We start from the raw sequence: 13,049 nt of genomic DNA, 5'->3' as shown, positions 1-13,049 counted from the left end.
ACCGGAAGCCCTGTCATGTGCCGCGTAATCAGGCAGAAGCAGGTCTTTTCCTGGAGGAGTATCAAGGCCCTGACCAGAAAGAGAAAAAGGTGGACTTCTTTTCCCTATGAAACGAGAGAGGACCAGCTTCCCATGTGGATAGAGCGCCTGAGAGAATCAATAGCGCTCCAGGAGTCGCTCCGCCCCCTCCTGGGAGACCGCCTCGTGGATAACGCCCTCGAGCCGATGCGCCGGGAGCTCAGAGAGCTTGAAAAAGGCGCCATGGCTCCCCCTCTGCAGAAGCTTGAGCGCCGCTACGTTACCGTGATGTTCGCCGACATCTCGGGCTTCACCGCCCTCTCTGAGCGGGAAGATCCCGAGAGGATGAGGGCCATCATCACGTTCTGCTTCACCAGGCTCTCCCTGAAGATCCAGCATTACGGCGGGACTGTGGAAAAATTCATCGGTGACGCCATCATGGCGATTTTCGGTGCGCCGGAGGCCCATGAGAACGATCCTGAGCGCGCATGCAGGGCGGCGCTTGAAATGATGAATGAGCTTTCCTCAGTGAACACCGAGCTCGGCACCGAGCTCGGGCTTCATGTCGGCATCAATTCAGGCCTCGTGGTGGCAGGCATACTGTCTATCAACGGCATAGAACAGTATGTCGCGACAGGCGACACGGTAAACGTCGCAGCGAGGCTCGAGGACCGGTCGGAGCGGGGGCAGATCTACGTGGGACCAGGCACCTGGCGCCACACGGCCCATCTTTTTGAGTACAGCGCCCTTCAGCCCCTGAAGGTGAAGGGAAAGTCAGAGCCCCTGAAAGTATATTCCCTCCTTGGCCTCAAGGTCCCGGGCAAAGCTCCTGAGGAGCCGCCTGCAGGGAGCCTTTCAGCCCTCGTGAGCCGTTACGAGGAGCTTGAATACGCCTCGGATATCTTTGCCCTGCTGGAGGGAGGGAGGGGAGCTTTCCTCGTCATAGCCGGAGATGCAGGCATAGGGAAAACCCGCCTCCTTGCCGCGGTCATCGAGCAGGAGCGGCGGCCCCGGTTTCTCTGCCTCCGGGGCAGGGCGATGTCCCACAGGCAGGCCACGAGCTTCTGGCCTGTGAGGGAAGTGCTGAGGGAGCTTTTCGGCCTCCAGGAGAGTGATGATGACGGGAAGGCAAGGGCAAGAGCATCTCTTGGCATCAGGGACGTCTATGAAGAGAACGACGCAGACCCGGCCCTTTTCCTGGGCATTCTCCTTGGACTGGGCCTCAAGGAGGAAGAGAGGAAGCGGATCGAGGCCCTGGGGCCCGAGGGCACAAGGCGCCAGATTTTCAGCGCGGCCCGCCGGCTTTTCAGGGCCCTGGCCTCCCTGAAACCCGTCATTCTTGTCATGGAAGACATGCACTGGGCCGATGAGACCACCCTTGATCTCGTGGAGCACCTCGTGCCCCTTGTCTCGCATGTGCCCCTCCTTATCCTGTGCACATGCCGCACCGACCCGGCGAGGGGCATTTCAAGGATAAGATCGTGGAGAGACTCACTGGCGGCGCAGGATTTCCATGAGCTGCTGCTGCGCCCCCTTTCGCATCCCCAGTCTCTGGAGTTCATTGAGGCTCTTTCCGGGAGCGGGCTCCCCCGGGAAGTCATGGAAAAAATATGGGAGCACACTTCAGGGAATCCCTTCTTTATGGAGGAAATGGTGAGGGCTTTGAAGGGAGGCTCCGCGCCGGCGAAACCGGTGAAGGCCGGCGAAGGCGGCGGGGCGTTCCCGATCCCTGAAACGCTCCATGCCGTTATCATGTCCCGTGTGGACCGCCTCGAGGATTCCTTGAAGGGAGTCCTCAAGGGGGCAGCAGTACTTGGCGCGATCTTCCCGCCTGACCTGCTTGACAAGGTGCTCCCCGGCGCCGCCCCCTGCACAGGCGCCCTGGAAGCCTTGGGAAGAGAGCAGTTTATCATTATCCACAGGCTTCCCACCGGTGCCCTCCTGTGCGAGTTCATCCATGCCCTGGCCCGCGATATCATTTACGAGAGCATCCCTCTTGATGAGCGCCGGAGAGTCCACGGGCAGGTGGCGCAGGCCCTGGAGTCACCCGGGGCAGAGACCATCCGGGAGCACCTGGGAGTCCTGGCCTATCATTGGGCCGAGGCAGAGAACTGGGAAAAGGCCCAGGAGTATCTTTTCAGGATCGGCGACGCCGAGGAGATGATTGCCGCCGACATCGAGGCCCTCGCCAGTTACCGGAAGGCCTTTGAGGCACACCGCAGGGTTTTCGGCGACCGGTGGGAGCCCCTCAGAAGAGGAGCTTTCATGGAAAGGATGGCTGAAACCCTCTTCAGGGTGGGCGCTCATGAAGAGGCACGGGACCAGTATCTCCAGATAAGGGAAATCCTTGGCATCAGGACCTCATCGACACGGAACGAGGTCTATTGTGAATTCATGTGGCAGATAGCAGCCCTTATCGCGTCGTACACGATGCCGCGGCTCCCGGGGAAGGCTTATGACCCAGAGTGGCTCAGGCTCTATTTCAAGGTCATGGAGGGACTCGCCTGGGTGGAATTCGAGCTTTTTCCCGAGCGCGGGAGCCTTTTCTCCCTTGAGCACCTCTGCATGGCCGAGAGGGCCCGCCGTGACGACCAGGTGTCCCTCGCTTCGTCCACAGTCGGCCTTACCCTGGCCCTTTTCCTGATGGACGGGCCTGCGGAGTTTTTCCTGAGAAAAGCCCTCGAGACCGGCGAGAGGAGCGGCTTTCTCCCGGCCTTCCAGATGGCGCACTTCTGCAGGGGGTTCTGCCATTTCATAAAAAGCGAGGCGGGAGAGGCCTTCCGCCACCTTTCCATAGCGGCGGAAAGCGCCAGAGATGAGGGGGATGTCCACAAATGGGGCGCCGCGGCCCAGGATATATGCTTTCTGTATTTTCTCCAGGGCAGGCTTGATGAATCGGAGGCCCTGGGCCGCGAGATGGTCGCCCAGGGTGAGAACACCGCCGATCTCCAGGTGGCCGCCGCGGGGCATCTCAGCCTCGCGCTGCTGTCCCTGGTAAAAGGCTCTGTTGAAACGGCCGAAAAGACTTTCCGGCAGGCCCTTGCCCTTTTTCAGCGTATTTCCGACAATTATTCCGTTCCGGCGGTCTATGCCTTTCTGGCACTTACCCTGAGCTGCCTTGAAAAGGACGGGGAAGCCCGGGAGGCCGTAAGGAGCGGTGAAGAGATAATGAAAAAACACACGGCAATTGGAGGCAGGAACGGTTGGCTCCCTGCAGTGAAGGCCGCCCTTCTCCTCAGGGAAAACTCATGGCCGGGGGAGATAACGCCAAAGACAATGAAGGAAGCGCACAATGCCTGCCGGGCCGCCCTCTCTGAAGGGAAGCGCTCCCTCGGGAGCATGGCTCTCGCCCTCTGCCTCGAAGGAGCTCTTGAATGGAGGAGGGGAAGAAAAAAAAAGGCCACGGGCGTCTTTGAAAAAGCCATGTGCGAAGCAGAGAAGGGGGGCTTTCTTTACCCTCTCGCCGAGGTGTGCCATCATGCCGGGAGCCTCACGGGGAATGAATCATGGACCGGTAAGGGTCATGAGATTGCCGATAGGGCAGGCATAAGGCTCATGCTCTTCTCTCCCGTGAAAAGGCCCCCTCTGTAGCATACACCTCCACCGGGAAAGACTTTTCATTTTTCCATAATTATTGTATACTGAAAATACCTGGAAAAACAGTCGGGAGGGAGAGACATGGAGAGCATTGGAAGCAAGCCACCTGTGGGCATCCATACTGGCGAGAGGGCATGTGCGCCCTGTCATGAGAAACCTCAGGAGCCTCTGCAGCCAGATGACCATTTTGAACATGCTCCCGCCGGGGAAGCCTCAATGCCCAGGAAAGCCGCGAAAGCGGAGACTCCTCCGCTCAGCCTTGAAAAAATCGATGTCCCCCTTGAAGTAATAGCGCTCCCCGTAGGCGACCCCGCTCTCCTTGTCGCCATCGGCCAGGCCTTCACGCAGAAGAAGAGCTCCGTCAATGTCCAGGGCGCTGTCACCCAGGGCGACAGGAAATACGACGTGAACCTGCAGGTGAAGAAGAACGACACCTTCAACTATGACCTCAAGGGGAAAATAGGGACGATGGACGTGAGCCTCCATGCCGAGAAGCCTTTACTCTGGCCCTCCATCAATGTCACGGGAAAAATAGGCGCCAACAAGGTGGATTTGAGCAACACTCTCAACCTGATCACCTGGAATGTCTCCACCGAGGGTAAAGTGGGAAGCGTTTCTCTTGACCTTACCTCCGACACTGACAAGGAAAAGAAAAAGACCATCACCAGGGGAAAAATTGGAGCGATGCCCTTTTATAACGAAGTGTCTGCCGGCACGGAAGTGAAGCAGTCCCATGGAACCCTTGGCGAAGTGAAAATAGACGGGACAGGCAGAGAGACGGCGCCCGGGCACTTTGTGTCCCATAATGTAATGGGCGACGTGGCATCATCTTATCAGGTGGAAGGGCAATAAAGGCGTCTTCTGAATTCATCCCGAAGAACCGGGATTATAATGGAGCCCCTGTATTATTTCAGAAGAATGGTGAATATCCCCGGAGGTGACTATGAAGAGATATGCTGTTTTGTTTCTAATCCCCGCTCTGGTGCTTTTTCTCTCTGGAAATCAGGCAGCGCAGGGCGCCGGTGAAGGGAAGGATGGCCTGCTTTCCGGGGCGGATCTCCAGAAGCTTTCTAAAACAGGGATCCCTCTCGTGATCCCCCATTATCTTCCCGAGGGCTTCACGCTCTCCAAGGTTGACACCACGATAGACAGCCGCTTCGGGAACTCCTATTCCATAGAATACCGCTACGGCTCCGCAGTAAAGTTCTATGTCGAGGCTTTCTGCGGCGGCATCGGCGATACTCCCTCGGGGAAAAAGGAATATCCTTTCACCAACCCGGTCCTGGGAAAAGGCACCATACAATGGACACCGGAAAAAGGGAAGGAGCCCCCGTTCCTTCTTTCCACATGGCTTAAGGGGAAGGCCGAGTTCCCCGTTTACCACGTGAGGGCTTTCAGCGTCAGTCCCGGCGAGGCCGTGAAGGTGGCGGAATCACTCAGGTATTACGGTGCTCCTCCCAAGGCTTCCGACTCCCGTGAGGCACCGGTGAAGTGGAAGTATAACTGCGGCCTCGTGGGGGCTCTTGCCGCCACTGAAGGCATCGTCTGCTTCACCATGAAAAACGAGGAGACCTCTGAAAATTATGTATCGGGCCTTGATTCTTCAAAACAGGAAGTGATATGGGAATTCAAATTCAGGAAGGCCACTCAGAGCGCCCTCACTGCCTTCGGCGGCGTCGCTTACTGCGCCGGCGGCGGTGAGCAGGGCGAGTGCCATGCCCTTGACGCGAAAACCGGCAAGGTGAAATGGAGCTTCTTCTTTGATGAGAATCTCAACGCGTGCAAGCCCACCTGCTATGGGAAATACGTCTATCTGGGCACGGGAAACATGGGCAACTCCAATTATCTCGGTATTCTCTACGCTCTTGACAGGGCCACGGGGAAGGAGGCATGGAGGTTCAAGGCCGGCGGCCACATTTCCAGGCCCTCCTTCCTTGGCGACGCGATTTTCGCGGGATGCGGCGGCAGCCATGTCTATGCCTTCAGGCACGACACCGGCGCGGTGCTCTGGAAGGCTGCCCTTGACGGCGTGGTTCTCTGCTCTCCCTCGGTGCTCGAGGGGAAGGTCTATGCAGGCACAGGCAGCACATTCTACTGCCTTGACGCGAAAGACGGCAGTGAGGTGTGGAAGGTGCCCCTTGAATCCGATGTGAACTCCATATCACCCCTGGCGCGCCGGGGTCTCGTGTTCATCAGCCTCAACGACAGGCAGAAGGCCCTGGCGGCCCTTGATGCGGCCACGGGGCGCACCGCCTGGAAGGTCCCGGGAGTTGCTCTCCAGCGTGAGCCTCTTGTCTCCGGTGACCTGGTGCTTGCCCCCCTCTGGGACAAAGGCCTCAGGGCCTATGAAGTGAAATCGGGCAGAGAAGCCTGGAGAATCCAGGCGAAAAGCGGCGGCCCCATGGACATCGACGGCGGCACGCTCTATTTCTGCGACGGTATGTATCTTTACGCGGTGCAGCCCTAGAGGTTAATGGTGTGAGTGAATGAAGGCGAGACTGCCCCTGGGGACTGTATCTTGTTGGTATAGGTGAAGGTGAACTTCTTCGGCGACTCGGCGCCCACGCTGAAGGCCGTCACAAAGGGGCCGCCGTTTCGTGCCCTGAGGATACCCCGCACATACTGCTTCTTACTGATAGTCTCGAGAAAGGCCTGGACTTTTTTCACGTCGCCCTTTTCAAGCGAAGGGGTGATGAGGGCCGTGAGGGCGCTCATAAAGGCGTTCTCGTCGCAGTGTATGCAGGTTTTGGCGTTAAAGCTGCTGTCGGGGTATGGCTCGCTGCTTGTGAAGGTGGGAACGGCCTTGAGAAAAGCCTTTTTTTCGGCATCGCCGAAGACCTGGATCACCTTTTTCAATGGCTCAATCTGCGCGGCATAGTAATTTTTTGCCGGCATATCGGCAAAGAGCGGAGAGGCCGATGCCGCCAGGAAAAGGGCAGCCCAAGCCATAAAAAGCATTGCCGACAGAATCTTTCTCTTCAGCATTGCGCACCTCCCCTGTATAGAATTCGCGGCCACCCCTTTTTTCCGTTGTATTTCTGTCAGCCTTTTTCAGAGGCAGGAATCGCCTTCGGAAAAGGTAAATTGTTCACCTTATCCCGGCAGCCTCCACGGAGCCGGAATATCACAGGAACGGAGCACTTGAAAGATGATTCGCCAGGGAGCGCCACGCACTCTTGCTTTTCTAATCCTGATTCTTTCCCTTCTCTGGACCGTCCAGGGGAGCGTGCTCTCTGCCGTCCCGGGTGGCTCCGCCGCCGCGCCTGCCTGGGAGCCCTTCTGCACTTTCGGCTCGGAGCTTTTTCCCTCATACCTTGTGACGGTATCAATGCTCAACTCTACGGAGGAGATAGACAACAAGGCCCAGCCCAATATCCTGGGCTCACTCTACGGCGCCCTTGCCGTCCGGGTCAAGGCGCCCGCTGACGGCACCGCGGTAAAGATTGTCATGGAGGGAGAGAAGTTCATACGCAAAAGCACTTTTGAGGGCGTTCTCAAGAAGGGCGGCCAGGAATATGAAATCTATCCCTACGTGAAATATGATTATGATGCCCTCCTTTCTGTCCACCAGGCCGTTCCTGAGGATCTCACCGTGGCCGTGTGGCTGAATGGCGAGGCCCTGGGGGAGCAGACCATGACGCTCAGAGTGAGGACCATCAATGACTGCGTCTTTGAGATTGTGTGCAGCGACACCACTGATGATATCTCCTGGTCCTTCTCAGCCTATGTCAACGAGACTCACCCCGCCCTGGAGCCAATTCTCAAGAGTGCCCTTCAGGGCGGCTCCATCTCCTCCTTTGCCGGCTACCAGGGCGACAAAGAGAGTGTCCGTGCCGAGATCGAGGCGATCTGGAATGCCCTGAAGCAGAGGGGGATCAAGTACAGCGACATAAGCACGCCGGTGGCGCGCTCGGATTATGTTGCCTGCCAGCACGTCCGCCTCCTCGGGGAATCAATCAATTACGGGCAGGCCAACTGTGTTGACGGCACAGTGCTCCTCGCTTCGCTCCTCAGGAAAATCGGCCTGAAGACCTATCTCATGCTCACGTCGGACCATGCCTTCCTGGGCGTCGATCTTACCGAGGACGGCAAGAACAGGATTTACATAGAGACAACCCTGATCGATGAAGGAACTCTAGATGAAGCCATAGAGGCCGGCAGGGACAATGTGAAGGAATACGGTGGTAAAAAGGATCTCACGACAGTTGACGTCGATGAGTGGCGCGACAGGGGCGTGATGCCCCTCAAGGACACAGAGGCCGAGAAAAGGTAAGCCCTCAGTCCTGGTCCTTCTTGACAGGGATCCTGACGCCTTTGTCTTCCCCGCCTGCCGGGGCAATTGGAAGCTTATTCTTTGACGCCTCGGCTATCCATTGCCGGACAGTTTCCACCGCTTCCCCGGCCGTAATCCAGGAGAGGGGCCCGTAGTCCGCCATGCCTGCCGCCCAGCAGGCCGCATCGGGAGTGTCGCCCCGGTGCACAAGGTATTTTATCTGCTCCTCGTAGCCGGCAAGCTCGTATTCCCTCCGGCGCCTCCTGCTGGTGAGGTAGCGCAGCCAGAAGAGCCATCCTTCTCTTTCAAACTGCCTCACATGGACAAGCTCATGGGCGATGAGGGCCTCCCGCTCTACCTCCCGCTCGAGGGCGAAAAACCATTCGGGCATGAAGAGCGAGTGCCCTATGGCGGTGGCGGTGTCGCGGAGCGCGGGGCACAGATGCCACAGCCTCGATTTGGGGCGTATGGAGTATTTCATATAGTAACCCGCTGCCAGGGCTTCAATCCCTGCACTCGCCGCATTTTTTCACGGCGGCGGTGCTCTCTCCCGTGCCTGGCATCTTCCCCTTTTTCTGAAGAGCCCTGAGGATATTCCCAGAGAGGTGCTTCCTGCTCTGATCGTCAAACTCGCAGTAATCCACCGCAATATCCAGGAAGTCATCAACAGAAGTCGCATAGAGGGCGCCTGCAAGGTTTTCCTTGATAAAAAGAAGGGTTTTTTCCCCGGGGGCCAGGTCTTCCACAAGGTGAGGAGCGGCCACTACCAGGATCTCCTTCTCATCAGCGGGCTCTTTTGTTATCACCACCACAAGAATTCCGAGGATATCAAGATCCTTTTTGGCCTCCCTGAGCTTTTCAATCAGTGCCGGGGCGGCTTCCGGCACGAGGCAGGCAAAGCCGCTGTGGGCCCTGAAGAGAGACCCGATCTCAGTATTGCCGCGGGCAGGGTGGGGGAAGGTGACGCTTTTCAGCAGCTCCATAAGTGCGCGGGGATCGCCGGACTGGTTATCGCTCTTCATAGGTATTCCTCCCTGATTTCTTTCATGATGAGGATATTATCCTTTATTATGGGTGATGCCTGCCGCACTCTTTGGATTCCCCGGCCTGCCGATCCTCATGAAACGGCTAACCGGCTCCCTCATCATGGGAAGCATGTCAATATGGTAATGCGTCTGATGCCCGTCGCAGGCATTGCCTTCCTGCTTATGCCTTTGGCTCAATGTGCTTTCTTGAGAGCCCGGATCATCTCGAAGAGTTTATAAATGATCCCCTTTCCGCGTTGTATCGCCGCTTCCCCTCCAGAGTGCCGATGTCGAGCACTCCCGGATCCTTTGTCCATCGAAAATCAAGGGCTTTCTCCACTTTGCGGCTGACATCGCTGTCCAGGCTCCACACCTGCAGTAACCGGCCCTCCATGGCGGGCGGATCCATGGCCGAGAGCACGGCGACAAAGCGCCCATCGGGAGACAGGCATGATTCAAGGGAGGTTTTAGAACGCAGCGCGCTCCAGTCAGCATCGGCTTTCGCCCCGGTGAAGCGGTGCTTCTCGGTGCCTTCGAGGTCAGAGACCAGCACTGTGCCGAACTCACGCCAGTCGGGTAACCCGGCACCGCCGCCGAAGCTGAGATCAGTGCCAACGCAGACCAGAGTGCCCCGCACGCCGATGATACCGCCCTGAATGATTCCGCGTTTCCACCGGCGGGCAGGCCCGTTTATCGGCATGTGCCATAAGGCGGATTGCAGCAGCTCCTTGTAACGATCATCCATATGCGAGGCGGGCTCCTTCCTGAAGCTGACGATGACGGCACTGCTGTCTGCGGTCCACTCTTCAATGCATACCCTCTGGCGCAGGCTCCCGGATTCCAGGACGAACTCATGAAGCTTTCGCGGGGCTCCTCCCCTGCGGTCAGAGAGCCATATCTCGCACCGCTGCGGGTAGTCCGGGCCGCTCTTCCCCCAGGTATCCTTCTCAAAAGCGATATATCGCCCGTCCGGCGAAGGCAGTTTTCTCACTACCTTTGCCATCTCTGCCTGGGATGGTCCCGACAGGGAAAGCATCAGCGCAATGATACCCGGCATGCATAAGAAAAGCTGTCTCATATCATTCATCCCTCTCTCATGACCCTTGCAATGAAGCCTCTTCGACTTACCAGGTGTACGTTCTCCCTCAATAATTCAATTCGCCGCGCGCGGTTCCCCCCCGTGTCGATGTTGATTTCAAACCCTGCGTGCCGGGGAAGCCGCTTTTCTCCCGTGATCCGGCTCAGGCTCCCGTGCCTGTGATGATGTACAATGTCTGCTGCGCCGTCAGCAGCAGCAGGCACATTGCCAATAGTGATGGCAAATATCTCATATTCCTGCCCCCCTTTGTGGAATGTGAAAACAGGAATTACCCAAGGTTTTCCAGGCTTTTATATCCCAATGGTTCTGTTATTCTTTTAAATCTACAGGATTCCCGACGGGATCACGGGAAAAGAACAGATGATTTCTATGAAAGGAAATTCAGCTCAAGAGTCATAACCATTATGGTAAAAGGAAAGAAGGTGGTGGAGCATGAGCGACAGGGAAGACTATTGCGGTGCCTGTGGAGAGCCTCTGGATGAAGGAGAGACTTTCTGCGGCGCTTGCGGTGAGAAAGCTTCAGGCGAAGGCTCTGACGGCAAAGTGCGGTCAGTACAGGGGAGGAAAGGTAAGCCGGACTCTTCAAAGATTATTTTGACGGGCCTTGTGATAATTCTGGCAGCCCTCGTCATGATGCTCGTCTTCCCGAAAATGCTTCACAGCCCGGGCATGACGCCCCATCCATCAGCCACCGTTGACAGCGGTGTCCCCTCAGGTCCTTCACTTGAGCTCCAGCTTGTCCCTCTTGATGATCCTGTGACACGGCAGAAGAAAGATCTCACAGAAGACGATATCAAGGCGTCAATGGTGATTCTGATGAAGCGTCTTGCCTCAGAAGGGTATAAGGCACAAATCATCAAGAGCGGAGAGGACGTGCTCAGTATATCCTTCCTTGAAGAGACAGAGGCCGATGCGATCCGCCGGCTTGTCCTGCAGAGGGGCGTCATGGAGATAAAGGAAGAGCGCCTTGATCCAGTAACGAAGAAGATGGGATGGTTCACCGCTCTTGACAGGTCATGCCTGGTGGAAGAGGGAGGCGCTGAGGTGATCCCCCAAGGTGCGCCCGGAGGTCCCGGGCTCTCTCTGGTCATGAATCCGGGAGGTACGAAAAGGCTCGAGGAGTGCACGAAAAATAATAAAGGCAAGCCGCTCGGCTTATTTATTGATGGAAAGCTCATTGCCGCCCCCTTCGTCGGGGATGTCATCACCAGCGGCAGATTCGTGATAGGCGGCATCACCGACGAGGCAGAATGCCGCCGTATAGTCTCTGCCCTCAACAGCGGAACTCTGCCCGTCGGGGTGAAGATGATGAAACTCAAGCCGGTCAGCGGAACAAAGACCGAGGCCCCCATGGGGAGGATAAAGGCAAAGCTCGGGCCCGGGGAAAGCGGCTCTGCGGTGGTGAGTGATCTGGGAGAGAAGGGGTATAAGGCTGTGCTGCATGAGGGCCGGCAGACCGCAGTAAAAGCTTATGTGGTGAGGGGCTCCTTCCGCAAGGAGCTTGCAAAGCCTGTGAGGGAATATCTGGAAGCGAACAATTACAAGGTCAAGGAAGCGCCCCTGAGAGAGGGGTGGATCAGCCTTGAAGCGGGAGGGCTTTTCCCTGCCAGGGAGGATGCGGAGAAAACCAGGAAGAAAATCAAGGAAGATCTGGACATTGAATTAAAGGTGGAGCCCCAGCAGGGCTCCGCGGAAGAGGATGAGGCCTTTGTCGAGATCGAAGGCGTTGATGAAAAGGGCCTGGAGCAGATAAAGGATTCTTTCAAAGGCAGGATAACAGAGACGGAGTGGCTCCAGAAGCCATAAAACGGGGCTTTGATTGGAAAGAGCAGAGCTTCCCTGCTGGCAGGCGGGCCAATTACTCAGGGAGTTTCCCGGGGCTCTTGCCATTGGCTAGTCCCAGTCGTCCTGCCTGAAAATCATATCGCACCCTTCCTGGGTGACATCGCGGTGATAGGTCCCGCAGTAATTGCAGAAAACCTTGTATTTTGACGGATCTGGCACATGGCCGTGGCTGCTTGGATCGTAGTAGTAGCTGTGGGTGCCGGGATCGTACTTCCAGTTCGGATCTGACCCGGGGGTGCTGTTTGACTGCTTCTGCGCCGAGTAGATCCAGGGGGCGAGAGTGCCGGGCTGCGACCATATTCCTATCCCGGCAGCTTTGGCGGCATCTGCGGCATTTTTGAGGGCCTCGTCCTGCCTGAAGCGGCCGTCATACCAGGCAAGCCCCTTCTGCACGATGGAGAGACCCGCATCCTGGCCGTCAACTGACACCTGGGATATCAGCCGGCCTGATTCATCGGTATCCACCACGTGGACCTTCACCTGTTTTCCCTGGATCAGGCCCTGCAGATATTGCCTGGCTTGCACCGCAAAGGGTTGCCCGTCGGCGGGGCACGCGACGCAGTTGAGGGTCAGGGTTCCGTTCCCGGTGATGATGGCAGTGCAGTCCTTCACCGACATGACCTGGGTGGTGAAGTCCTGGGCGAAGGCACAAGAGGTGAGCGCCAGGGCGAAAATGACGAGGAGCGCCGGCAATGTTTTCATATATCCCTCCATAGTGAAGTCTCTGAGAAATTATACCACAAAAAAGGGGGGACAGCCAGCATTTTCATAATATGGAAGAATAAGGAGACAGCGTTCGCCTTTCACATGCAGACCCGCCCCGCCCTTTCCATGGATTCCCCTCCCTCCTCTTGTTGACGCTCACCTTATCCGGCCGCTCTCGGCTCAGGATTCGTGACCACGTTTCCGACCTTTATCATAGATCAGGAAAGGAGTGCCTTCCGAGAGGGAGCCGAAGATGAAGATGAGATCATAAGGCGCCCTGCCCTTCACGGTGAGGGTCCGCAGATTGTGGAGCAGGTGGAGATGGCAGGCCTCGCAGAGTACAATGAGGTTCCAGGGTTCATCGGTGCCGCCCTGGGAGCGCCTGATGATATGGTGCACGTGGAGGTTGCGGCGGCATCGGCAGCCGGGGGCCTGGCAGCGGAACCGGTCGCGCTTCAGTATTTTGTGATGATGGGCCGCTTTTTTC

11 protein-coding genes are annotated in these 13,049 nt (G+C 57.2%); 5 read left to right on the top strand and 6 right to left on the bottom strand.

Features of this window, described 5'->3' with window-relative positions:
- Positions 1-132 precede the first annotated feature (132 nt).
- From RDV48_24410 to RDV48_24400, 3 genes are all read left to right on the top strand, one after another.
- Positions 133-3,609 (top strand): adenylate/guanylate cyclase domain-containing protein, encoded by a 3,477-nt coding sequence (locus RDV48_24410; protein ID MDQ7825968.1) that lies wholly within the window; start codon positions 133-135, stop codon positions 3,607-3,609.
- A 222-nt stretch (positions 3,610-3,831) separates the two neighbouring features.
- On the top strand, positions 3,832-4,467 hold the full coding sequence (locus RDV48_24405) for a hypothetical protein (GenBank protein ID MDQ7825967.1): 636 nt from the start codon (positions 3,832-3,834) through the stop codon (positions 4,465-4,467).
- Between the two features lie 91 nt (positions 4,468-4,558).
- A complete protein-coding gene (locus RDV48_24400; GenBank protein ID MDQ7825966.1) occupies positions 4,559-6,082 on the top strand; it encodes a PQQ-like beta-propeller repeat protein in 1,524 nt (507 codons plus the stop codon).
- Here RDV48_24400 and RDV48_24395 read toward each other — a convergent pair.
- On the bottom strand, positions 6,079-6,600 hold the full coding sequence (locus tag RDV48_24395; GenBank protein ID MDQ7825965.1) for a hypothetical protein: 522 nt from the start codon (positions 6,598-6,600) through the stop codon (positions 6,079-6,081). The genes RDV48_24400 and RDV48_24395 overlap by 4 nt on opposite strands.
- 163 nt (positions 6,601-6,763) lie before the next feature.
- Between RDV48_24395 and RDV48_24390 the strand changes: the two genes are divergently transcribed.
- Positions 6,764-7,888: a hypothetical protein gene (locus RDV48_24390; protein ID MDQ7825964.1), complete on the top strand. Its 1,125-nt coding sequence runs from the start codon at positions 6,764-6,766 to the stop codon at positions 7,886-7,888.
- A 4-nt stretch (positions 7,889-7,892) separates the two neighbouring features.
- On the opposite strand, the gene RDV48_24385 is transcribed toward RDV48_24390, so the two are convergent.
- From RDV48_24385 to RDV48_24375, 3 genes are all read right to left on the bottom strand, one after another.
- Positions 7,893-8,369: a hypothetical protein gene (locus tag RDV48_24385; protein ID MDQ7825963.1), complete on the bottom strand. Its 477-nt coding sequence runs from the start codon at positions 8,367-8,369 to the stop codon at positions 7,893-7,895.
- Positions 8,370-8,391: 22 nt separating this feature from the next.
- On the bottom strand, positions 8,392-8,910 hold the full coding sequence (locus RDV48_24380; GenBank protein MDQ7825962.1) for a hypothetical protein: 519 nt from the start codon (positions 8,908-8,910) through the stop codon (positions 8,392-8,394).
- Positions 8,911-9,133: 223 nt separating this feature from the next.
- Positions 9,134-9,991, bottom strand: coding sequence for a hypothetical protein (locus RDV48_24375; GenBank protein ID MDQ7825961.1), 858 nt, complete (start codon positions 9,989-9,991; stop codon positions 9,134-9,136).
- A 453-nt stretch (positions 9,992-10,444) separates the two neighbouring features.
- Between RDV48_24375 and RDV48_24370 the strand changes: the two genes are divergently transcribed.
- Entirely contained in the window at positions 10,445-11,818 is a 1,374-nt protein-coding gene (locus tag RDV48_24370) for a hypothetical protein (protein ID MDQ7825960.1), read from the top strand.
- An 87-nt stretch (positions 11,819-11,905) separates the two neighbouring features.
- Here the strand turns inward: RDV48_24370 and RDV48_24365 are convergent, their stop codons facing one another.
- Both RDV48_24365 and RDV48_24360 read right to left on the bottom strand, forming a co-directional pair.
- Positions 11,906-12,559, bottom strand: a complete 654-nt coding sequence (locus tag RDV48_24365) for a thermonuclease family protein (GenBank protein MDQ7825959.1) — start codon at positions 12,557-12,559, stop codon at positions 11,906-11,908.
- Between the two features lie 183 nt (positions 12,560-12,742).
- The coding region (locus tag RDV48_24360; protein MDQ7825958.1) for an HNH endonuclease signature motif containing protein at positions 12,743-13,049 on the bottom strand (307 nt) is incomplete at its 5' end.

The sequence above is a fragment of the Candidatus Eremiobacterota bacterium genome, assembly GCA_031082125.1.
GTDB lineage: Bacteria > Vulcanimicrobiota > CADAWZ01 > CADAWZ01 > Ess09-12 > Ess09-12.
This window is presented reverse-complemented; position numbering and strand designations above follow the sequence as displayed.

Coding starts and splice junctions, on each gene's coding strand:
- RDV48_24410 (MDQ7825968.1), top strand. CDS start 133: ATGTGGATAGAGCGCCTGAGAGAATCAATAGCGCTCCAGGAGTCGCTC.
- RDV48_24405 (MDQ7825967.1), top strand. CDS start 3,832: ATGCCCAGGAAAGCCGCGAAAGCGGAGACTCCTCCGCTCAGCCTTGAA.
- RDV48_24400 (MDQ7825966.1), top strand. CDS start 4,559: ATGAAGAGATATGCTGTTTTGTTTCTAATCCCCGCTCTGGTGCTTTTT.
- RDV48_24395 (MDQ7825965.1), bottom strand. CDS start 6,600: ATGCTGAAGAGAAAGATTCTGTCGGCAATGCTTTTTATGGCTTGGGCT.
- RDV48_24390 (MDQ7825964.1), top strand. CDS start 6,764: ATGATTCGCCAGGGAGCGCCACGCACTCTTGCTTTTCTAATCCTGATT.
- RDV48_24385 (MDQ7825963.1), bottom strand. CDS start 8,369: ATGAAATACTCCATACGCCCCAAATCGAGGCTGTGGCATCTGTGCCCC.
- RDV48_24380 (MDQ7825962.1), bottom strand. CDS start 8,910: ATGAAGAGCGATAACCAGTCCGGCGATCCCCGCGCACTTATGGAGCTG.
- RDV48_24375 (MDQ7825961.1), bottom strand. CDS start 9,991: ATGAGACAGCTTTTCTTATGCATGCCGGGTATCATTGCGCTGATGCTT.
- RDV48_24370 (MDQ7825960.1), top strand. CDS start 10,445: ATGAGCGACAGGGAAGACTATTGCGGTGCCTGTGGAGAGCCTCTGGAT.
- RDV48_24365 (MDQ7825959.1), bottom strand. CDS start 12,559: ATGAAAACATTGCCGGCGCTCCTCGTCATTTTCGCCCTGGCGCTCACC.